This window comes from Providencia sp. PROV200 (genome assembly GCF_049901995.1).
Lineage (GTDB): Bacteria > Pseudomonadota > Gammaproteobacteria > Enterobacterales > Enterobacteriaceae > Providencia > Providencia rettgeri_E.
The window spans coordinates 2,009,337-2,031,888 of the sequence record NZ_CP096307.1 but is presented as its reverse complement, the minus strand read 5'-3'; the positions used below and the strand labels follow the sequence as shown (position 1 = coordinate 2,031,888).

Below are 22,552 nucleotides of genomic sequence, written 5' to 3'. Positions count from 1 at the left end.
AACAACGCATTTCTAGACATTGTTGATTAAATAACATATTTGCTATAATTACCTCATCGATTAACTAGATGAATATTAAGGAGGCTAATTTATGTTGTTGTGTGATCTTATTGAATATTCACACTTCTTTGGTAATCGCCAGAGCTCAGGCTTTCACAGTTTTATACTGCGATAACCCTGCCTGAGCGAAGTCACTAAAGAAAACCTTCCCTCAGCTTACTGGGTTGTCGTAACGACTATACCCTGGCATTTTTATGCCTAAAATTTGAGTAAGCTATGAGCACTTTATTAACTGTAAAATCATTAAATTACGATACCTCAACCTCTACCTTATTGAATGACATCTCTTTTACTGTTCAACAAGGTGACCGTATTGGTTTAATTGGCCATAACGGAAGTGGCAAAAGTACATTGTTGAAGCTAATAACCCAACAACTCTCCCCCAATAGTGGCAGTATCACTTATTCGAATCATTGTGTAACTGCTTATATTGAACAACACTTACCCGATGATGTTGCCAGTTTGACACTGCTTGATGCACTTGTTCAAAAATTACCTGAACAAGATAAAGTCACTGACCGTTGGCGGGCGGAAGTTATATTATCAGAATTAGGTTTTACGTCTGAGCAATGGGAACAAAAAGCGAATGCAATCAGTGGCGGGCAACATACACGTTTGCTTCTTGGGCGTGCTTTAATTGAACAACCCGATTTACTGTTACTCGATGAACCAAGTAATCATTTAGATTTACCCACACTTATTTGGTTAGGCAATTTCTTACAATCATGGAAAGGTAGTTTTGTGCTAGTTTCCCATGACCAATCGTTATTAGATAAGGTCAGTAACTGCACTTGGATCTTACGAGATAAATCACTGCATTTTTATCGATTACCTTGCAGTGCAGCACGGCAAGCATTGAGTGAAAAAGACATCACAGATGCACGCCGTAATCAAGCTGAGCAAAAAGAGATTGACCGTATTGCATCAAGCGCCAAGCGTTTAGCGATTTGGGGACATGTCTATGATAATGAAGCCTTATCACGTAAAGCTAAGCAAATGGAAAAACAGATTGACCGCCTTAAAGACACCCAAACTGAATTAACCGAAGGCTATCAATGGAGGCTTGCATTAAATGGCAAAGCCATTCCAGCAGATAGAGTTTTGGAATTGGAAGGCGCCGTTGTCTCAACACCGAAAGGAAATCCGTTATTTAAAACGGCATTTCATCAAGTAAAAAGTGGTGATCGCATCGCTATCATGGGGGGCAATGGCTGCGGTAAATCAACACTACTGCGTCTACTTTGGCAAAATTATCAGCAAGATTTACGCTATAGCACACAATTGAAGTTTCATCCGGCAATTAGTGTTGGGTATTATGACCAACAATTAGAGCAGCTAAATGATAATGATAGCCTATTAGATGCATTACGGCATTTTGCACCTTTAACCGATGAACAACGAAAAATGGCATTGATTGGCGCTGGTTTTTCCTACTCTCGTCATCAACAAAAAGTCGCTACACTCAGCGGTGGCGAACGCGCTAGATTGTTGTTTATTGGGTTAAGTTTGGCCCAGTACGAGTTGATTTTGTTGGATGAACCGACCAACCACCTTGATTTAGAAGGTAAGGAAGCACTTTGCGAGCAAATTAGCTTATTTTCAGGGGCGCTATTAATTGTAAGCCATGATAGGTGGCTCATTGAAAATAGCTGTCAACGATTCTGGTTTATCGATGATAATCGGTTAGAGGAATACCTTAATCTTGATGATATCTATCATAAAATCGAGCAGCAAGCACAACCATTATTAGCGGCTACGCTTGGGGGAGATGCCCCAATTAAATCGACGATTGAAATTTCTCGAGGAGAAACTGCTCATGAGGATGCGTTATTAGAGACATTGCTAATATTGGAGCAAAAATTACTTGCGGATCAAAAACGCAAATTAAGCCACCAAAAACCACAGTTACAACAACAATGGAGCAACGAAATAGCCAAAATACACGCTAAATTGGGATTGTAACCAATACCCCTGGTCACATTAGTGACCAGGGGATTTTCTGAAGAAGTTGTATATTAATATAGGATGATAGTTACAGTTTACAAAATAATTATATACACCCTGAAATTTACCTTATTGACGACATTACAGAAATTTAAATCCCGTTATTTACCAATAATGAGAATAAACAAAGTTTATTCTTTATGCATTTTATGTGAATAAAGATTTTGTAAACTATCCAAATTGTTATTTTATTTTTTGTTTCTTAGCTCGCTTAAAATATGAAGTTGGGACACTCGGACATACAACCTCTTTAAACTTAACATCTTTATTCGTATTTACAGGCTGTTCATTTTCAGATGAAACCGGGACGTCAGTTTGTGGTATTTTACTTGTTTCTTTCATATATAAACGCTCTTTTGCTTGTATAATATCATTCGTTTTAGCCATTTTATTTTTCCTCTGCCACTAACACGGCATTGACTTGCTCTATTCGTTCCACTGCTCGGTTAATGATCTCAACGACTCTTATTGTCTCTTCTTTCGTCAACTGTTGTATCACGATTTGGTGCCTTAACAATGACTTAAATTTGTCTACAGCACATTCAATTTCATTTGCAAATTGATTACCTGCTTTTAATTCCTGTGCATATTTTAATTTTAGTTGAACTTCTGCCAATATTTCAGCCTTGAGTAATAAAAAACAGCGGCCTTCAGGTGTAATGACATAACACTTTCGCCCTTTTCCATTATCTTTACCTGCTGAAATAAACCCTAACTCCTCTAGCAACGTCAGAGTTGGATATATCACCCCTGGGCTTGGGCAATAAAAACCTGCTGTCTCTTCTGCAATTTTTTTTATTAGCTCATAGCCGTAATTAATTCCCCCTGTCAGTAGATGCAGGATATAAATCCTCAACTGTTTAGGGTTAAACATACGGCTAACACTTTTACCGTTACACAAACACGGGTCTAGTTGTTGTTCACTTGCCATTAAAATTCTCAGTGGTTATTCGTACTAAAACCGATATATCTAATATAATAGTTACTTTTACAGAAAATGCTAGCTTTAGATATATCTGTTTTGTGCATAACGTGCTAATGATAATCATTCTTATATGGATTATACCGACTAACTGTCGATACAACAGTAAAAATGTGCGGTAAATTGTCTAGCTGAGTAAATTATGCAGTAAATTTAGGAAAGGCTTTTAGGAATTGAGCCAGCCATCAAGAGATGGCTGGCTGGTATACATGTATTCTATTAACCAATATTTGGTAATATGTTGAAGACAATCCCTAACTGAACACCAATAACGATAATTCCACAAATAAATACCAATGATAGGCCTAACCCACCCCCCAATACTTGATATTTCCGTTGATTTAATGATCTTGATTTGAATGCCATTGCGCTAGGCAACAATAAGGCCAGTATTGAAAGTGCAATCGCAGCATACCCTAACGCCATCACAAACCCTTTCGGATAAAATAAAGCAAAAACTAGCGGTGGTCCAAAGGTGAGTAACCCCGTTTGTATGCGCCCAGAGGCGTTATCTTGGCGTTTAAATAAATCAGCTAAAAAGTCAAATAACCCCAAAGCGACCCCAAGGAAAGAAGTTGCTAAAGCCAAACTCATGAACATCTGTGCGATTAATTCTGTTTTTCCTGATTGAGCTACATCCTTAATTGCATCGAGCAACCCATTAAGCCCTGCGTTTTCAGCCAGAATACCAACAAATGTTGTTGTGCCAATACTCCCTAATGTTGCAATTTGCCATAAAATATAAGCGATTAACGGGATAGCACTGCCGATGATAAAGATAACACGGAGTTTTTTGACATCTCCCCCCATATATTTAACGATACTGGGAACGCTGCCATGAAAACCAAATGAGGTAAAAAATACGGGGATCGCCGATAAAATGAGGACTTTTTCAGTTGGTGCTGCTAATAAATTCTGTTGCTCAACATGAGGTATCATTAACGCCAATATAATGACTAAGAAAACAATTTTCGCAGCAAATAAAATACGGTTGATAAAATCTACTGATGAAGTCCCAAAACATACAACTCCCCCACCAATAATGGTAAATACAACAATTCCCATCCAATCAGCCATATCAATGGCAAAACTACTTTTTAAATTTGAAGTAATAATTTCCCCTGCGCCACTCACATAAGCCGCTGTCAATGCATACATAAGGAACATCATGCTGAAACCTGTAATAAATTTACCGCTGGGCCCTAAGTACCGTTGAGCAACACTACCGATCCCAGTTTCGTGAGATTCATGTTGGTAAACTTCAACCAAAAGCAATGCCGTGTAACACATCAATGCCCACAATACTAATAACATCGCCAAACTCACTAAAAAACCATTACCAGCGGCAGCGATAGGCATAGCTAACATACCTGCGCCAATCGTAGTACCTGCAACAATAAATACACTACCAAGTGTGCGATTTTTCATATTGAGATCCTAACAAGTAATTAAATTTTAATTTTATAATTGGAATGATTTAACTTATTTTCTTCATTAATGAGATGTTGCAGTTTGTCTTCAAAAATATTTTTTAATTCCATCCAATAGGTTTCAAAATGAGCCCTATCGCGCAAGCAATGCGTCATTATCGCTGCCCGTAGCACATAAATTGACCGTACTTTATACCATTCATTATCAGAAAACTGTGCATCTCGGCATAAGCTCAGTGGGTTATCGCCATACTCTTCATGTGTTAGTGAGGTTGATGAGGTGAGAAAATCATTAGAATAACTTCGACCTGCGGCATAAGAACATAATTCATATAACCGTTTATTTAATTGATTTTGTTTTTCTAAAGATGTGTTACCGATTTCACGAAACATAAAATTAATCATGTGAAAGTCCGGTGTGGGCATCGCAATAATTGAAAACTGGCGCTCTTCAATAATAAAGGGCTCACATTGATTTATCTTGTCAATCATCCAATTGGCTGTGGTGATCCCTGCCGCAATTACTTTTCCATACCCTAAAATATTTAACGGGACTAAACGATGTGCAGCCCATACCGCTGCTGCAGTTGCCCCTGCTTTTGACCCTTCCATAATAGAAGAGCCAAGTAATACATTCTGCGCTTTTTCTGTTTTACGCTGTTTTTCTTGTACTTCTTCAAATACATATGCGGCATGATAAGACACTAAATCCACAATCCGCTTATCCTTCATACAGATTGCACCAGCGGCATACGGAATAAACCCCACTTTGTGAGGGTCAACAGTAATAGAGTCAGCTTGGCTTAATGCTTTAAAGCTTTCATAAACATCGCGCTTTGGCCACACCATGTTTTCAGGAAAAATTCCTTCACTATGATAACGTTGGATTACGTTCTCATACTCCATAAATTGATTTTCTTCATCACGAAACATCGCGCAAGCGTATCCCGCATAAGCGGCATCAATATGCACATAGAAGGAAACCCCAAAACGTTGTTCACATTCACGTCGTAGCTCAATGACTTCTTTTACATTGTCTATTGCACCAGTCTCTGTGGTTCCAACAACGGCAACTACGGCTAAAATTGGCTCCCCTTGCTCAATCAATGCAAATACGGTTTCCCGCATTTTATGCACATCCGTTCGATAACTTGCATCAACGGGTAGTTGCACAATATTCTGTTGGCCTAAACCAAGAATATCCATCGCTTTCATCCATGAATAGTGTTTAGACTGCGGTACCAATAACTTACCGAGTTTTCCTTGCTCTATTCCAACACCACGGCAGGTCAAATCACGAATTTCTTCGAAAATGTGCCGTTTCTTTAATTCATCAATTAAATCTAAAACCTCAGAAACAGAGAGGTTGAGTAACTCTTTTTCAGTTTTATCCTTTAATAGATCTTGGGATTGCGGATGTTGCATAATCGCCAATGGAAGGGTTTTAATATTTCTAGCTACCCATAGCCCTTCGTAGTTAGCTACCGTTCCGCCAGATGTAATATGCCCCCAAGCATGTTGTACGTCATAACCAAACATGGCACATAAATCTAACCCTGCTTCTATTTCCAAAACCGTTGTCGTTGGTGACGATTCTTGTGCACAATTATTGGGGTTATACATCATTGCCATGACATAAGCCAAATTAGAAATCATCAACGTGTCTGCATTCATATGTCCCATATAACGGGGAGAAAACCACGGAACCGATGTTGTTTTTAATTTTGAAGAGAGTTGATTAAGAATGCCTTCAGTACGATAAAGCGTATCTCGGTATTCGGGAGCATAACGGTCAACGGTAGAGATAAGTTCAGGATCTTCAGGATGGTAGCTAGAGCGCCAATGCATATGTTCACTAACTGAATACTCCATCATTTCTTTGAAAAAGACAGCATTTTCAGATTTAGGACCTAAAAATAATGCATCAACATTTATTTTTGAGTTTTTAAAATTATTCATCATTACTACACCTTCAAACTACAATTAACGCGTGCTAATTGCACTTAAGTTAGTTAACTTAATATCATTGGAAAGTGCATAACGGACTATGTTTATAAGATATATCAATATATTAATGATATGCATTTAAAAATATCATTTAAACATTATTTATTGATAAACAAACCGTTAATGGCCAACTTATTCATAGGTATAATCGATCTCTATTAAATTATTAACAAACTCCTTCTAATTTCGTTCTGATTTGTGGGCAAGCACAAAAAATCAAAATTTAGTCAACTGTAAAGAGATTTTTACGCTAAAAAAGCTTGAATATGTAAAAAGATTGTTATAGAGGATGCGGTTTTTACTATTCTGTTTTAGTTATTTTTAAATAGTAAAAACCATAAAAAGTAGAGCCAACTAACTGTTTAGTAAAACTATCTTACCAATAAGATCCCCAGACTCCATATGCTTATGAGCATCTTTCACCTGTGATAAATCATAGGTTTTGTTAATGATAGGTTTAATTTTACTATTTTGTAACAAACCCCAGACTTGTTTTCTCAGTTCTTGGGCGATCAATGCTTTTTCTTCAATAGTCCGAGAGCGCATAGTTGAACCTGTATGAGTTAGTCTTTTTACCATTAAAGGCATCATATTTAACTCTTTAGGGTTACCTTTCATCATCCCAATTTGGATAATTCGCCCACATTTCGCGGCAACTTGATAATTTTTAGCGACATAGTCTCCACCAATAATATCAACAACCATATCAACACCTAAAGAAGAAGTGTAATTAAGCGTCGCCTCAACAAAATCATCTTTTTTATAGTTAATAACACAATCTGCACCAAGTCGTTTTGCTGCATCCACTTTTTCTTCAGAACCAACCGTCGTTAATACTTTTGCACCAAAAGCTTTCGCTAACATGATCGCCACACTGCCAATACCCGATGTCCCACCATGGATAAGTACAGTTTCATCTCTCTTAAGTTTTCCTATTTGAAAAACATTTGCCCATACAGTAAAAAAATTTTCAGGTATCGCAGCCCCTTCGATAAAAGAAAGACTTCCTAATGGTAATGCGATGTTTTTATGTACTAAACAATATTCTGCATAACCTCCTCCAGCCACCAGCCCACAAACCTTATCGCCTAACTGCCATTCATCTACATCATCCGCTTTGGCAACAATCGTTCCTGCGATTTCAAGTCCCATAATCGGTGATGCATCTGCCGGTGGAGGGTAAGATCCCTTACGCTGAAAAATATCAGGGCGATTAACTCCAGCAGCTTCCACTTTAACAAGCAAATATCCTGCAGACACTCTAGGTAATGGTTTATCAATTAATCGCAGTTTTTCTGGCCCGCCAGGCTCTATAATGTCAACAACCGTCATTGAAGTGGGTAAAGACTGTTGAGTAAGTGTCATTATATTCTCCTTTTTGAGGTTAATTTGAAAAATTGATATTCATAAATTTATTTTCGTGTTAAATTAATGCTAATTCGTTTAATGTTTCGTGCTTTATTAGCATTAATTTAAGTATTAATCATAATAGCACTACATGTCATTTTTTTATCGTTTAAAGGTTGAAATTTAATCTACATCAAACTTTATATTTAACAATTTTCTTTAAATTAGCATTAACATCTAAATTCACGAATCTCTTGCAGTTTCTCTGATAGGCTTTTTTGTTTATTAAGTCGATTCTGTCATACTTTACTACTTACCAGTTGCATCATCTTATGTTAAAATTGACTCATATCAATAATTTTAACTTGATTGAGCCTTAAATATGATCCCAGAAAAAAGAGTTGTTCGTCGCATCCAGTCTGGTGGTTGTGCTATTCATTGCCAGGACTGCAGTATTAGCCAACTTTGCATTCCTTTTACGCTGAATGAACATGAACTGGATCAACTTGATAATATCATCGAGCGCAAAAAACCCATTCAAAAAGGCCAAGCTTTATTTAAAGCTGGTGATGAATTGCGTTCATTATATGCCATCCGCTCAGGTACAATAAAAAGCTATACAATAACCGAAGAAGGCGATGAGCAGATTACCGGTTTTCACTTGGCTGGAGACCTTGTTGGTTTTGATGCTATCATTCATACACAGCACCCAAGTTTTGCACAAGCACTTGAAACCTCAATGGTTTGTGAAATACCATTTGAGACTCTAGACGATTTATCAGGCAAAATGCCTAATTTACGTCAGCAAATTATGCGTTTAATGAGCGGTGAAATTAAAGGCGATCAAGAAATGATCCTTTTATTATCCAAAAAGAACGCAGAAGAACGTTTAGCTGCATTTATTCTTAACTTGTCCCACCGCTTTGCAGAACGTGGTTTTTCACCAAGAGAATTTAGATTGACCATGACTCGTGGGGATATCGGTAACTATCTTGGATTAACCGTTGAAACCATTAGCCGCCTTTTAGGTCGTTTCCAAAAAAGTGGCATGCTGAGTGTTAAAGGTAAATACATCACTATCGAAGATATGACAAAACTGACTGATATTGCAGGTAAAGTTTCAGCCATTACATGTTAATATCCCTAAACGGATCACGTTATCAGTGATCCGTTTCCATTTTTTTTCCCAGATTTCTTGCCTATTTAATCTCAATATCATAGTTTATCTATATGGAAACATCCGTGTATCAAGAGGATTTCAATATGGCAAACTATAAAAATCTGCTAGTTGCAATTGACCCAAATCAGGATGATCAACCTGCATTAAGACGTGCTGTCTACATCGTGCAGCGTAATGGTGGACGGATAAAAGCGTTTTTACCTATTTACGACCTTTCCTATGATATGACAACATTACTTTCGCCTGAAGAACGTAATGCCATGCGTAAAGGTGTAATAAGCCAAAAAATGGCTTGGATCAAACAGCAAGCTCATTTCTATCTTGAAGCGGGCATCGATATTGAAATTAAAGTTATTTGGCATAACAAGCCATATGAGGCCATTATTCAGGAAGTAATAAATGGTGAACATGACCTGTTACTGAAAATGGCACATCAAACCGATAATTTTGAGTCGATTATTTTTACCCCACTAGACTGGCATTTACTCCGAAAATGCCCTGCTCCCGTTTGGATGGTAAAAGACAAAGTATGGCCTGATCACGGTTCCGTGGTTGTCGCCGTTAACTTATCAAATGAGGAATCTTATCACGATGACCTCAATATCAAACTGGTCGAAAAAACAAAAGACTTAGCAACGCGTATTATTAAAGAACAGGAAATCCATTTAGTGAGTGCGTATCCTGTTGCTCCTATGAATATTGCCATAGAGTTACCTGATTTCGATCCGAGCTTATATAACAATGCACTACGCGGCCAACATTTAATTGCCATGAAAGAGTTACGGCAAAAATTTGGGATTGATGAAAAATATACCCATGTCCGTGAAGGCCTACCTGAAAAAATTATTCCAGATATGTGTGAAGAATTGCACGCTGGGGTTGTGGTACTGGGTATTTTGGGCCGTACAGGCATTTCAGCGGCTTTCTTAGGGAATACCGCGGAGCATGTCATCGATAAGCTAAAATGTGATTTATTAGCGATTAAACCTGACGGTTTTGTTTGTCCTATTAACCCTGCTGATGATGATTAGCTAATCATCTAAAACTTATTAGGTCCCAATAATATTTATGTTATTGGGACCTAATTTTATCATGGTTAAGTTATTGCTGAACTGAACTTTGACTAAGTATCGGCCAAGCTTGCATAGCATTAAAAATGACTTGATTAAGTCTTTCAAGATCAATTCCATCACAAGCTTGTATGGTAAAACCATCAATTACCGTTATATAAAAATCAACGATAGCTTCAATCGGCGCATCTGGAGCAACATCACCATCATCAATACCTTTACGCATACGTGCCAGTAAAATTTCCTGATAACTTTTCCGTTTTTCTTGGACGTTTAATTGCACATCTTCGATTTGCTTTGACCCATTCATTGTCGCTGTAATCAGCATACAACCTGCAGGCTTGTTTGGCTGAATTAGCCTTTTAGCGCTTTCATACATCAGCAATTCAATTGCAATTTTCGCTGTTTTGGCTTGCTTTACAATAGACAAAATAGGACAAGCTTCATTCATCAAATAATAATCAATACATTGATTAAACAACGATGCTTTATCACCAAAAGCACAATAAAGGCTAGGCGCTGTGATACCTAGCTCTTGAGTTAAATCGCTGATTGAGGTTGCAACATAGCCATTTCGCCAAAACAATAGCATGGCTTTAGCTAGTGCATCTTGTTGGTCAAAGCCTTTAGGCCGCCCGCGTTTTATTTGATTCATATTCTCACTTTACTCGCAGTCAATTCACTATGCCACAACTATTTTATAGTGATCATTATAAAAATAATTGACAACGCCTAAATTCACATAAACAATAGCGCCATGATTTTATAGCGATCACTATAAAATCATTCTTTTTTGTAAACTACTTAATTTTCATGGAAAGCGCATGACAACAACTCATATTTCTTCGCACAATGGTAACTGGCTTTCACTATTATCTGCAACTTTTGCTTGCTTCATTATTGTTACTGGTGAGTTTTTAGCCATTAGTGTGCTAAATAACATCGCTTATGATTTTCAAATATCAACAGGTACCGCAGGACTTACAGTCACTGTCACATCTATCGCAGGTATGGCATCCTCTCTATTTGTCCCCATCTATGCAAAAAATATTGATAGACGCCAAGTCTTACTTTTCTTAGTTGCTCTCATGATATTAGCTAATGCAATTACGGCTTTCGCATCTAATTTTAGCTTAGTTTTATTAGGTAGATTCGCATTAGGAATTGCACTAGGGGGTTTTTGGGGAGTTGCAGCAGGCTTAGTAATACGTCTAGCACCTAAAAATATGTCAATTACCACATCCGTAACAATATTCTTTTCGGCCGTCACATTAGTTACCGTGCTCGGAGTACCTCTAGGCGCTTGGTTATCTGATAACTACGGTTGGAGAATGCCTTATATTGCGTTGGTTATTGCAGGTGCTGTCGCATTTTTAATGCAATATTTCTCTTTACCATCATTAAAACCTTCTTCGTCTATGCAATGGAAAGAACTGTTATTGATGCCTTCGCACCCTATTGCACGTAAAGGGTTAATTATATTCACACTGATTTTTTTAGCACATTTCTCTGCCTATAATTATTTTACGGTGTTCTTTAAACAAACCGCAGGTTTTATCGAAGGACAAATTTCAGCATTATTGCTCTTTTTTGGGGTAGCCAGCGTAGTTGGCAATATACTGGCGGGTTATGTCGGAAAATATAATGTTCGTTATAATTTCGCGATTAGTGCACTTTTATTAGCCTTAGCGTTTCTCGCATTATCTGTTTTAGATTTTAATTGGGCGACCAGTATCATATTCGTTTCTTCATGGGGGATCGCTGCGGGTATGGTTCCTGCAACAATCAATATGTGGATGCACGTTCATGTCCCAGAATTAACCGAAAAAGGTTCCGCCCTTATTACCTTTATGTTTTTAATTCTAATTACCATTGGTAGTCTAGTGGGAGGATACGTCATGGACCATTTCAATGGCGGAGTTCTCATGATGAGCATGCTGACTATATCTGCATTTGCGTTTTTATTAGTGTTTACTTTTGCTCGAGGGCTAACCAATTGTGCACGATTTTGCCTCAAATGATGCGTTTATAAGACTGCATCATATGAATTGATTTAGCTCTCAAATATCAAGAAGGGGGGATTGGAATTAACCAATCCCCCCTTCTTATTTACTTTACTAATTATTTTTAAATGAATTAGTGACTCATTAAATTACAATGCACGTAAGATTGCATCGACGCTATCTTTCGCATCACCAAACAACATCTGTGTATTTTCTTTGAAGAATAATGGGTTTTGTACCCCAGCATAGCCCGTATTCATTGAACGTTTAAATACAATGACATTGCTTGCTTTCCAAACTTCAAGAACTGGCATACCTGCAATTGGGCTATTTGGGTCATCTTGAGCCGCTGGGTTAACCGTATCGTTAGCACCAATGACAAGTACAGTATCGGTATCAGAGAAATCATCATTGATTTCATCCATTTCTAATACGACATCGTAAGGCACTTTAGCTTCTGCGAGTAAGACATTCATATGCCCTGGTAAACGCCCAGCAACAGGGTGAATACCAAAACGCACATTGATACCACGCTCACGTAATTTAGTCGTAATATCTGCCACAGGGTATTGTGCTTGTGCCACGGCCATACCATAGCCCGGAGTGATTATCACTGATGTTGAGTTTTTCAACATTTCAGCGACTTCCTCTGCTGTAATTTCACGGTATTCGCCCATTTCTTCCTCAGAGCCTGTTGAAGAGCCATCTGTACCGAAGCCTCCTGCAATGACACTGATAAATGAACGGTTCATCGCCTTACACATAATATAAGACAGAATCGCACCTGAAGAACCGACCAATGCCCCTGTGACGATCAGCAAGTCATTACTTAACATGAAACCTGCCGCTGCAGCAGCCCAACCTGAATACGAGTTCAGCATTGAAACAACCACAGGCATGTCCGCGCCACCAATTGATGCCACTAAATGCCAGCCAAAAGCTAAAGCAATCGCTGTCATGATGAGCATCAAGAAGACTTGTAAGCCGACACTTTCTGTTTTAACGAAAATGACTAACAGAATAAATGAAACAACTAACGCCGCTAAATTCAGTTTATGGCGATTAGGTAACATCATCGGTTTTGATGACATTTTCCCTGATAATTTACCATAAGCGACCACTGAACCTGTAAAGGTAACTGCACCAATGAAAATCCCCAAGAAAACTTCAGTTAAATGAATGTTTTCCATAACAACATCAGCGTGCCCTTCACTTGCAATAAAACTGTTAAAACCAACCAAAACTGCAGCTAAACCGACGAAGCTATGTAAAATAGCCACCAGTTCAGGCATTTCTGTCATTTCAACTTTTTTCGCTAAGCGAATACCGATAACCGCACCAATAACCATCGCAACGATCATCCAGCCCACATTTGCACTGTGAGGGCCTAAAATGGTGGCTATCAATGCAATAGCCATCCCGATGATGCCGTAAGTATTCCCTCGTTGGGAGCTTTCATGACGTGATAGCCCTGCAAGGCTGAAAATAAACAGGATAGCAGCAACGATGTAAGCTGCTGTCACAATTCCACTCGACAACATAAGTTACCCCTTATCCTTTACGAAACATTTTTAACATGCGTTGAGTTACAGTAAACCCACCGAAAATATTGATACTCGCGATCAATATGGCGATAAAGGATAAGAAGCTTACCCAGCCACCGCTTCCAATCTGAAGCAAGGCGCCCACGACGATGATCCCTGAAATAGCATTAGTGACTGACATTAACGGTGTATGTAATGCATGAGTCACATTCCACACCACGTAATAACCAACCACACAAGCTAATGCAAATACAGTAAAGTGCGATAAAAACTCTTTTGGCGCTGAATTAGCGAACCAACCAAACAAGATGATAGCTAATGCCATCAAGCCATATTTTACCGTCGGTGACATCTTTTTCTCAGGCGCTTTAACTTTTTCCACCGCTTGCGGTTTCGCCTGCGGCTGAGCAGATACCTGAATTGGGGGCGCTGGCCACGTGATTTCACCTTGTTTAATCACCGTAACACCGCGAATAACCAAATCGTCGAAATCAATATTAATTTCGCCATCTTTTTCTTTGCACAGTAGTTTCATCAGGTTAACAAGGTTGGTGCCATATAACTGGGATGATTGTGTTGGCAAACGGCTTGGCAAATCTGTGTAACCAATAATTTTCACACCATTGTCGGTCACGACTAATTTGTCAGCTTGGGTTAATTCGCAGTTACCACCCGTTTGAGCCGCTAAGTCGACAACCACACTTCCCGGCTTCATTGATTCAACCATTTCCTTGGTAATCAATTTAGGCGCTGGTTTGCCTGGAATCAGTGCCGTGGTTACAATAATGTCGACTTCTTTCGCCTGTGCAGCGAACAGTTCCATCTCCGCTTTTATAAATGCTTCTGACATCACTTTGGCGTAACCATCGCCACTGCCAGCCTCTTCCTTGAAATCGAGCTCAAGAAATTCAGCCCCCATACTCTGAACCTGCTCTTTTACCTCAGGCCGAGTATCAAAGGCTCGTACAATGGCGCCCAAGCTACCCGCAGCACCAATTGCAGCAAGGCCAGCAACCCCAGCACCAATAACCATAACTTTCGCTGGTGGCACCTTACCTGCCGCAGTGATTTGCCCCGTAAAGAAACGGCCAAATTCATGAGCAGCTTCAACAATTGCACGGTAACCTGCAATATTTGCCATTGAACTCAGCGCATCAAGCGACTGAGCTCGTGAAATACGTGGTACCGCATCCATCGCCATCACGTTAATATTCCTAGCTTTTAAAGCTTCCATTAGCTCAGCATTCTGGGCCGGCCAAATGAAACTCACCAATGTTGCTCCTTCTTTTAACAAAGGAATTTCATCATCCAGAGGTGCGTTAACTTTAAAAACAATATCCGCAGCAAATGCAGTGTCACGATCAACGATTTCGGCACCCACTTGCTCATATGCTACATCATCAAAACTGGCTAAATGACCCGCATTTTGCTCTACACACACAGAAAAACCCAACTTAAGTAGTTGAGTCACTGTTGATGGCGTAGCAGCAACACGCGCTTCATTGGCAAGTCGTTCTCTTGGTATACCAATACGCATAATGTTCCCTTTTTAATGCTTGAAGTAATGTTGTTAATAGGCTGTTTGCTAAAATAATGACCATCATCACAGAGAAAAGTCTTATTTTGTGCATAAACAGATTTTTAATGTTCTAATAACCTACTGAAAATAAGCGTCCTGATCCATAATTGATCTCGATTCTTAGACAGTAAATGGAATTCGCTGTGAAAATCTTAGTTTTAGGTCAATAAAATACTGGATACTTTAAAAAATCTGGTAAATTTAACTAGTCAATAAATATTTATTTCTCATAAAAAGAAAATCATGAGACAACGGGTTCTGTTACGTGTAATAATCACGTACATGTGATACAACTAAGATTCAGCATGTTTATAATAAATTGCGCAAGGCGGAAGGATTTTGTATGAAGCTGAAAACTACGGTCATCGCAGCCGCGGTGCTGTCATTAACTAGTATAACTGCTACTCAGGCGGCTGTTGAATTGACGCCAAAACAGGCTACTGAATTAAAACCTTATGAGCGTATAACAGTTACCGGGCGCTTTAATGCTATTTATGAAGCATCCGATGCAGTCTCCCGTAGGGCTGATAAAATGGGGGCATATGCCTTTTACATTCAAAGCCTTGATGATGTAGGTGATAGCGGCAACATGCGTGTTGTTGCAGACGTGTACGCAAAAGATGCACCAGAAGTTGATTCACCGAAGCGTCGTGTATTCGGTGGTGTTGAGGAAATGTCAAAAACGGATGCAACCGAATACGAGCCTTTTGATACCGTTACGGTAAGCGGTTTTTATCCTTCCCAACCGGACTTGTATGAGGCTATTGCTAAAAAAGCCCTTGAGAAAAATGCAGCTTCGTTCTATGTGGTTCGTAATATCGCAATGAATGATGGCGGAAACACACTAGCGACAGCTTATATCTATAAGAAAGATGCGCCGAAGCGACAAGTACTGAATGAAGACGCAGTGGTTCCTGCTGATTCAGACGCTGGCCGTGCTCTATTAGCTGAAGGCGGTGAAGCGGCTAAAAAAGTTCGCATTCCTGGTGTTGCATCTTCTGAAGAACCAACAACCGCAGTCGGACGCTTCTTTGAAACCTCTAGTAGTCAACCGGGTCGTACTAGTGTGACCCTGCCAAGTGGTTATGTTATCGAAGAAGTCAACAAAACAGCCGCGGCTCAAATGGTTCCATTTGATTCTATTACATTCTCTGGATATTACACCAATACGCCTGAAGTACGTTACCAAATAGCAAAACGTGCGGAAGCAAAAGGGGCTAAATATTTCCATATTACAAGAGAATGGCAATCTAATGGTGGAAGTGTCACCATCAGTGCAGACTTGTTTAAATAGTCCAATATTCTGTGATACTAAAACCAGCCTCCTCGGCTGGTTTTTTTGTTTTTATTCACTTCATTTACGTTAAATCACATTTTACACGCTATCCATCTTCTTTTTTCAAACAAAGTGCATAAAACACCTTAAAAAATGCATACATTACCATTGCATATCTGTCATTTCGTTCGTAGAATCCACACACTGAAAACATGCAGTCATTCTGTCTACTTTTTTTATGGCTTCTAGTTAAACTAATTATTGTAATGGCATTTTAACGTCATTTTAACTTTTGATTTCTGAACGTTCAGGATTTACTTTGAAAAATACTTTGAGTCTTACCGCTCTAACGGCGCTAGTTCTTAGCTCGATGGTTGGTGCCGGTGTTTTTAGTCTCCCTCAAAATATGGCTGAAGTCGCCAGCCCGCTCGCATTAATAATCGGTTGGTCCATTACTGGTGTGGGTATCCTCTTTTTGGCATTTGCCTTATTGTTGCTTTCGCGGATACGCCCTGACCTTGACGGTGGAATATTTACTTATGCAAAAGTCGGTTTCGGGGAATTAATTGGTTTTTGCTCTGCGTGGGGGTATTGGCTATGTGCAGTCGTGGCCAATGTGTCTTATCTCGTTATCGTATTTGCCGCGATCAGTTTTTTTACTGATACACCTGATAACATCATTTTTGGTGATGGAAATACATGGCAAGCACTGATCGGAGAATCAATACTTCTCTGGTTTGTTCACTATTTAGTACTTCGTGGAGTACAAACAGCCGCTGGAATTAATAAACTCGCTACAATGGCAAAACTAGTTCCTCTTGGCTTATTTATTATATTAGCTTTTTTGGCCTTTAGACTTGATATTTTCAATGCAGATTTCAGCGGTATCGAATTTGGCGTTCCTGTTTGGGAGCAAGTCAAAGATACTATGTTGATTACATTGTGGGTATTTATTGGTATCGAAGGGGCCGTTGTTGTTTCAGCTAGAGCAAAAAACCGCCGAGATGTTGGCTTAGCAACAATTTTCGCTGTGAGTTCTGCTTTAATTATCTATATTCTCGTTACCTTACTTTCTCTTGGGATCATGCCAAGAGCTGAGCTTGCAGAAATAAAAAACCCATCCATGGCCCCTCTTATGATAGATTTAATTGGTTCGAGTGGTGATATTATTATTGCGGCTGGCCTCATTATCTCTGTTTGTGGTGCTTATTTAAGTTGGACTATTATGGCCGCTGAAGTGCCTTATATCGCAGCACAATATCAATCATTTCCTAAAATATTCAACAAACTAAATAAAAATGATGCGCCATCTTCGTCTCTATGGCTCACTAATGGTGCAGTACAGCTCTCTTTGGTTCTTATTTGGCTTAGTGGAAGTAATTACAATACATTACTTACTATCGCCTCTGAAATGATATTAGTCCCCTATTTCCTAGTCGGTGCATTTTTAGTCAAAGTTGCTTTTGAACGCCATAATAAGGCATTACTTGCTGTTGGATCTATTGCTAGCCTTTATGGTCTATGGCTGATTTATGCTTCAGGGTTAATTAATTTACTATTATCTGTCGTTTTATATGCCCCCGGTATTTTGGTGTTTTTCTATGCTCGCCAGCAGCAAACCAACCAAATACCATTAAAGATGATTGAAAAAATCATGGCATATGCTATTGCTATCGCTGCTATTCCAGCACTCTATTATTTGGTTGTTTAGCTTTGTACCAAAGGGCTTAATTTTGATGCGTAAATTTAAGCCCTATTTACTGTAATTTCCTATTTTCCACATACTCAATACCTCAATAACCTTCTAGTATTAACCCCCTATTACAATTTCTCTTCCCTTATACTGGTGAAAATTACTGTTGTACGATCTTCGATGTTTATATGGTTACCCCTCGCTCGCATGTTGTAACTAAAATCTCTAGTTAAGCTAAAAATAAAAAACGCTTCACATACAAAATACGTGAAGCGCCAATTAGTCAAAATAATACTTACAATTGTTGGGACAACTGTTCCATCGCCTGCATAATTCGCTTATCCGAAATTGGATATGGCGTTCCAAGCTGTTGGGCAAACAAGCTAACTCGCAGTTCTTCAATCATCCAGCGAATTTCTTGAACTTCTGGCATATTTTTCTGAATCGGAAATAATTTTACTAGCCATTGTTGCCACATATTCTGAACATGCTCGACTTTACTCATTTGAGCACGATCTCGGTTAGGGTCAATAGCCAGCTTTTCTAGTCGCCGCTCTATCCCATTTAAATAACGAAGAATATCAGGCAAGCGTTTCCAACCATGAGTGGTCACAAAACCTTTAAACACCAGATTCGACATTTGTGTTTTTATATCCGATAACGCTATTGCCATCGAAAAATCGACCCGCCCTTTTAGACGTTTGTTGATCGCAAACACCGCTGTTAATATTTGTTCAACTTGCTTAGCAATATTAACAACCACATCATTTAATTCTGCTCGTGCAAACTCTTTCAATTTTTCAAACTGCACTTCATTCCAAACCGCACCACCAAAATTAGCAATTAATTGGTCAACACCACAAGCAATACAGTCATCAATTAACTCTAATACCTTGCCATAGGGGTTAAAATACAAACCTAATTTTGATTTGTTTGGTAGTTTTTCATGCAAATACTTAATTGGCGATGGAATATTTAACAGCAACAATCGACGTACTCCTGCCCACATTGCTTGCTGTTGTTCCAGTTCCGTTTCAAATACCTTGATACCTACGCTATTTCTTTCATCAACTAATGCAGGGTAAGCCTTAACGGAATATCCCCCCCTTTTTTGCTCATAACGTTGAGGTAATTCACCAAAACTCCAAATATGTAACCCGTGTTGCTCAATGCCATCATCCACAACTTCAGACAACGTTTCTTGCACTTTTTCTTTTAAGCTATTTTTTAACTCATCAAGGTTTTGCCCTTCCGCAACAGTTTTATTTTTGTCGCCCACAACACGATACGTCATTTTCAAGTGAGCTGGGAGCTGCTCTAATTGCCATGAATCACGTTCAACAGTCACACCTGTCATACGACGTAATTCACGTTCAAGTTTATCTAATACACTCCCTTCAAGCTCTGGCACTCGTTCTAAAAATGCAGAAGCATAATTAGGTGCAGGGACAAAATTTCGTCTAATTGGTTTAGGTAACGATTTAATTAAAGCAACGATTAGCTCATGACGCAAACCAGGAACTTGCCATTCAAAGCCAATATTCTGAACCTGATTTAATACAGCAAGAGGTATATGTACTGTCACACCATCAGCATCAGTTCCAGGTTCAAATTGGTAACTCAAGCGAAATTTTAAATCCCCTTGATGCCAATAGTTAGGATAATCAAGTGCTGAAACATTACTGGCGTCATCTTTAATCAGCATGCTTTTTTCAAAGCTTAACAAGTCAGATTGTTGCTTAGATGCCGTTTTCCACCAATTATCAAAATGACGGGAGGAAATCACATCATTCGGGATCCGTTGGTCATAAAATGCAAATAATGTTTCATCATCAACTAAAATGTCTCGCCGACGTGACTTATGCTCCAAATCTTCAACTTCAGATAATAACTTCAGATTTTCTTTAAAGAATGCGTGACGAGTAACCCAATCCCCTTCAACTAATGCATGACGAATAAACAATTCACGGCACAGTAATGGGTCAATATTTCCATAATTAACCTGCCTTGATGCAACAATAGGTAGCCCATATAGCGTCACTTTTTCTGATGCCATTACCGCACCTTCAGATTTTGACCAATGAGGCTCACTATAACTATGTTTAGTTAAATGTTCAGCTAAAGGTTCAACCCACTCAACATCGATGGATGCGGCAATTCTTCCCCATAATTTCGATGTCTCAACAAGTTCCGCGACCATTGCCCATTTTGGTGGTTTTTTAAACAGACCCGACCCTGGAAAAATAGTAAAACGTGCATTTCTAGCCCCAGTGAACTCGTGTTTATCCGCGTCTTTTTGGCCAATATGTGAAAGCAAGCCAGCCAATAACGAAACGTGAATACTCCGAAAATCAGCCTCAGAGCTATTAATGGCAAAACCTTGTTCTTTCACCACTTGCCGCAATTGGGTATACAAATCTTGCCATTCTCGAATACGTAAGTAATTGAGAAAGTCTTGGCGACACATTTTTCTAAATTGGGCGTTAGAAAGCTGTGTTTGTTGTTCCTTTAAGTAATCCCAAAGGTTTAAAAAGGCTAAGAAATCTGATTGTTTATCATGGAAACGCCGATGTTTTTCATCAGCAGCTTGCTGTTTCTCTAATGGCCTCTCTCTCGGGTCTTGAATTGATAATGCAGAAACAATCACCATTGTCTCACGTACTGCACCATGTTTACGTGCTTCAATCACCATCCGAGCAAGCCTTGGATCTACAGGAAGCTGGGCAAGCTGCCTACCGGTATCCGTTAATTGATAGCCTTTATCTGCCTGTTTATGGGACTTAATTGCACCTAGCTCTTCCAGTAATTTCACACCATCTTGGATGTTACGTTTATCTGGAGCCTCCACAAATGGAAATGCAGAGATATCACCAAGACCAATAGAAGTCATTTGTAATATAACTGATGCCAAATTCGTCCGTAAAATTTCTGGATCCGTGAACTCTGGACGCGATAGAAAGTCATCTTCTGAGTATAAACGAATACAAATCCCATCAGAAACACGGCCACAGCGCCCTTTACGTTGGTTAGCTGAAGCCTGAGAAATAGCTTCAACAGGTAGGCGTTGCACTTTAGTACGGTAGCTATAACGACTAATACGCGCATAGCCAGTATCAATAACATATTTGATACCCGGTACAGTTAATGATGTTTCTGCTACGTTTGTTGCAAGAATGATCCGCCGCCCCCCATGAGGATGGAATATGCGATTTTGCTCACTATTAGAAAGCCTTGCGAAGAGAGGTAATATTTCAGTGTGGCGTAAAGAAAGTTTTGATAACGCATCGGCAGTATCACGGATCTCCCGCTCACCGCTCATAAAAATCAGTATATCGCCATTACCTTCAACCGACAGTTCATTTACCGCATCTATGATCCCATCAATTTGGTCACGGTCACTATCGTTTTGCTCTCCAATAATAGGGCGATAACGAACTTCAACGGGATAAGTTCGCCCAGATACTTCAACAATCGGAGCGTGACTAAAGTGTTTCGAAAAACGCTCAGGGTCAATGGTTGCCGATGTAATAATCACTTTTAAATCAGGGCGTCTCGGTAATAATTGACGCAAGTAACCTAAAATAAAGTCGATATTAAGGCTTCTTTCGTGAGCCTCATCGATAATAATAGTGTCATATTGCAACAGCAATTTGTCATTTTGTAATTCTGCAAGCAAGATACCATCAGTCATCAATTTGACTTGAGTCGTTTCACTCACTTGGTCACTAAAACGGACTTTATAACCAACATTTGAACCTAATTCACATTCAAGCTCTTGAGCAAGGCGTGTTGCGACTGAACGTGCAGCTAACCGTCTTGGTTGAGTATGCCCAATAAACCCTAGAACCCCTCTGCCAAGTTCAAGGCAAATTTTTGGGATCTGCGTTGTTTTACCTGATCCAGTTTCACCTGCAATAATAACAACTTGATGCTTTTTAATGGCATCTAAAATAACGTCTTTTTTCTGGCTAACTGGTAAATTATCTGGATATACAATTTTAGGTGAGTTTAATCGTTTAAGTTCAACTCTTTGTTTGGCTTTCTCAATATCTATTTTAATAGCGTCAAGTACCGCAGAGCGCGATTTTTCGTTCTGGATCTTTGCAATACCTTGCACTCTTTTTTTCAGTAACCATTGGTCACGTAATGAAGTTTGTCCAATATCAGCGGTTAATGCTGTCAGTATGGATTTCACCTGTTAAATCCTTATCTTTAATAAATTTCAATGCACGCTAGCCAATCCACTTCGCAATTTGTGAGGGCTAAATTTTGTTTTTATTTTTAATTGTTGTTATCACATAAAAATACCATCAATTTTTTTGAAGAAGGCTATCTAATTTTTTTCCTATCAATCAGTTACACCTCACGTATCATTAC

The 22,552-nt window shown here is 39.1% G+C and carries 15 protein-coding genes; 6 read left to right on the top strand and 9 right to left on the bottom strand.

Translation table 11 applies throughout. The features are described from left to right. Positions 1 to 276: 276 nt before the first annotated feature. Positions 277 to 2,022, top strand: coding sequence for an ABC-F family ATP-binding cassette domain-containing protein (locus tag M1E86_RS09320; RefSeq protein ID WP_213912760.1), 1,746 nt, complete (start codon positions 277 to 279; stop codon positions 2,020 to 2,022). 225 nt (positions 2,023 to 2,247) lie between these two features. Here the strand turns inward: M1E86_RS09320 and M1E86_RS09315 are convergent, their stop codons facing one another. From M1E86_RS09315 to M1E86_RS09295, 5 genes are all read right to left on the bottom strand, one after another. Further along, complete coding sequence (locus tag M1E86_RS09315) at positions 2,248 to 2,451, bottom strand: DEAD/DEAH box helicase (RefSeq protein ID WP_125894388.1); 204 nt, start codon at positions 2,449 to 2,451, stop codon at positions 2,248 to 2,250. Between the two features lies 1 nt (position 2,452). Then, complete coding sequence (locus M1E86_RS09310) at positions 2,453 to 2,995, bottom strand: PadR family transcriptional regulator (protein WP_213912761.1); 543 nt, start codon at positions 2,993 to 2,995, stop codon at positions 2,453 to 2,455. Between the two features lie 270 nt (positions 2,996 to 3,265). Further along, positions 3,266 to 4,474 carry a tyrosine transporter TyrP gene (tyrP, locus tag M1E86_RS09305; protein ID WP_125894384.1) on the bottom strand — a complete coding sequence of 403 codons (1,209 nt, stop codon included), beginning with the start codon at positions 4,472 to 4,474 and terminating at the stop codon, positions 3,266 to 3,268. Positions 4,475 to 4,494: 20 nt separating this feature from the next. Continuing rightward, on the bottom strand, positions 4,495 to 6,435 hold the full coding sequence (locus tag M1E86_RS09300) for a pyridoxal phosphate-dependent decarboxylase family protein (RefSeq protein WP_213912843.1): 1,941 nt from the start codon (positions 6,433 to 6,435) through the stop codon (positions 4,495 to 4,497). A gap of 402 nt (positions 6,436 to 6,837) precedes the next feature. Further along, positions 6,838 to 7,848, bottom strand: coding sequence for an NAD(P)H-quinone oxidoreductase (locus M1E86_RS09295; RefSeq protein WP_213912762.1), 1,011 nt, complete (start codon positions 7,846 to 7,848; stop codon positions 6,838 to 6,840). Positions 7,849 to 8,212: 364 nt separating this feature from the next. Here M1E86_RS09295 and M1E86_RS09290 point away from each other — a divergent pair, with 364 nt between their 5' ends. Then, on the top strand, positions 8,213 to 8,968 hold the full coding sequence (locus tag M1E86_RS09290) for an FNR family transcription factor (protein ID WP_068443675.1): 756 nt from the start codon (positions 8,213 to 8,215) through the stop codon (positions 8,966 to 8,968). A gap of 125 nt (positions 8,969 to 9,093) precedes the next feature. Continuing rightward, entirely contained in the window at positions 9,094 to 10,041 is a 948-nt protein-coding gene (gene uspE, locus M1E86_RS09285) for a universal stress protein UspE (protein ID WP_125894780.1), read from the top strand. 70 nt (positions 10,042 to 10,111) lie between these two features. On the opposite strand, the gene M1E86_RS09280 is transcribed toward uspE, so the two are convergent. Continuing rightward, entirely contained in the window at positions 10,112 to 10,735 is a 624-nt protein-coding gene (locus M1E86_RS09280; protein ID WP_004254827.1) for a TetR/AcrR family transcriptional regulator, read from the bottom strand. Between the two features lie 169 nt (positions 10,736 to 10,904). Between M1E86_RS09280 and M1E86_RS09275 the strand changes: the two genes are divergently transcribed. Next, complete coding sequence (locus M1E86_RS09275) at positions 10,905 to 12,101, top strand: MFS transporter (RefSeq protein WP_248468390.1); 1,197 nt, start codon at positions 10,905 to 10,907, stop codon at positions 12,099 to 12,101. A gap of 131 nt (positions 12,102 to 12,232) precedes the next feature. Here the strand turns inward: M1E86_RS09275 and pntB are convergent, their stop codons facing one another. Continuing rightward, entirely contained in the window at positions 12,233 to 13,621 is a 1,389-nt protein-coding gene (gene pntB, locus M1E86_RS09270) for a Re/Si-specific NAD(P)(+) transhydrogenase subunit beta (protein WP_213912844.1), read from the bottom strand. A 13-nt stretch (positions 13,622 to 13,634) separates the two neighbouring features. Then, positions 13,635 to 15,164, bottom strand: a complete 1,530-nt coding sequence (gene pntA, locus M1E86_RS09265; RefSeq protein WP_125894786.1) for a Re/Si-specific NAD(P)(+) transhydrogenase subunit alpha — start codon at positions 15,162 to 15,164, stop codon at positions 13,635 to 13,637. Positions 15,165 to 15,549: 385 nt separating this feature from the next. On the opposite strand from pntA, the gene ydgH reads away from it, so the two are divergent. Continuing rightward, the gene (ydgH, locus tag M1E86_RS09260; RefSeq protein WP_125894788.1) at positions 15,550 to 16,500 is read left to right on the top strand and encodes a DUF1471 family protein YdgH; all 951 of its coding nucleotides are present in this window, start codon (positions 15,550 to 15,552) and stop codon (positions 16,498 to 16,500) included. 352 nt (positions 16,501 to 16,852) lie between these two features. After that, on the top strand, positions 16,853 to 18,193 hold the full coding sequence (locus M1E86_RS09255) for a basic amino acid/polyamine antiporter (RefSeq protein WP_413776210.1): 1,341 nt from the start codon (positions 16,853 to 16,855) through the stop codon (positions 18,191 to 18,193). Between the two features lie 277 nt (positions 18,194 to 18,470). Here M1E86_RS09255 and hrpA read toward each other — a convergent pair whose 3' ends face one another. After that, entirely contained in the window at positions 18,471 to 22,370 is a 3,900-nt protein-coding gene (gene hrpA / locus M1E86_RS09250; RefSeq protein ID WP_213912765.1) for an ATP-dependent RNA helicase HrpA, read from the bottom strand. Positions 22,371 to 22,552 lie beyond the last annotated feature (182 nt).

Excerpts from the sequence above, each read along its gene's own strand:
- M1E86_RS09320 (WP_213912760.1), top strand. The coding sequence starts at position 277 with ATGAGCACTTTATTAACTGTAAAATCATTAAATTACGATACCTCAACC.
- M1E86_RS09315 (WP_125894388.1), bottom strand. The coding sequence starts at position 2,451 with ATGGCTAAAACGAATGATATTATACAAGCAAAAGAGCGTTTATATATG.
- M1E86_RS09310 (WP_213912761.1), bottom strand. The coding sequence starts at position 2,995 with ATGGCAAGTGAACAACAACTAGACCCGTGTTTGTGTAACGGTAAAAGT.
- tyrP (WP_125894384.1), bottom strand. The coding sequence starts at position 4,474 with ATGAAAAATCGCACACTTGGTAGTGTATTTATTGTTGCAGGTACTACG.
- M1E86_RS09300 (WP_213912843.1), bottom strand. The coding sequence starts at position 6,435 with ATGAATAATTTTAAAAACTCAAAAATAAATGTTGATGCATTATTTTTA.
- M1E86_RS09295 (WP_213912762.1), bottom strand. The coding sequence starts at position 7,848 with ATGACACTTACTCAACAGTCTTTACCCACTTCAATGACGGTTGTTGAC.
- M1E86_RS09290 (WP_068443675.1), top strand. The coding sequence starts at position 8,213 with ATGATCCCAGAAAAAAGAGTTGTTCGTCGCATCCAGTCTGGTGGTTGT.
- uspE (WP_125894780.1), top strand. The coding sequence starts at position 9,094 with ATGGCAAACTATAAAAATCTGCTAGTTGCAATTGACCCAAATCAGGAT.
- M1E86_RS09280 (WP_004254827.1), bottom strand. The coding sequence starts at position 10,735 with ATGAATCAAATAAAACGCGGGCGGCCTAAAGGCTTTGACCAACAAGAT.
- M1E86_RS09275 (WP_248468390.1), top strand. The coding sequence starts at position 10,905 with ATGACAACAACTCATATTTCTTCGCACAATGGTAACTGGCTTTCACTA.
- pntA (WP_125894786.1), bottom strand. The coding sequence starts at position 15,164 with ATGCGTATTGGTATACCAAGAGAACGACTTGCCAATGAAGCGCGTGTT.
- ydgH (WP_125894788.1), top strand. The coding sequence starts at position 15,550 with ATGAAGCTGAAAACTACGGTCATCGCAGCCGCGGTGCTGTCATTAACT.
- M1E86_RS09255 (WP_413776210.1), top strand. The coding sequence starts at position 16,853 with ATGGTTGGTGCCGGTGTTTTTAGTCTCCCTCAAAATATGGCTGAAGTC.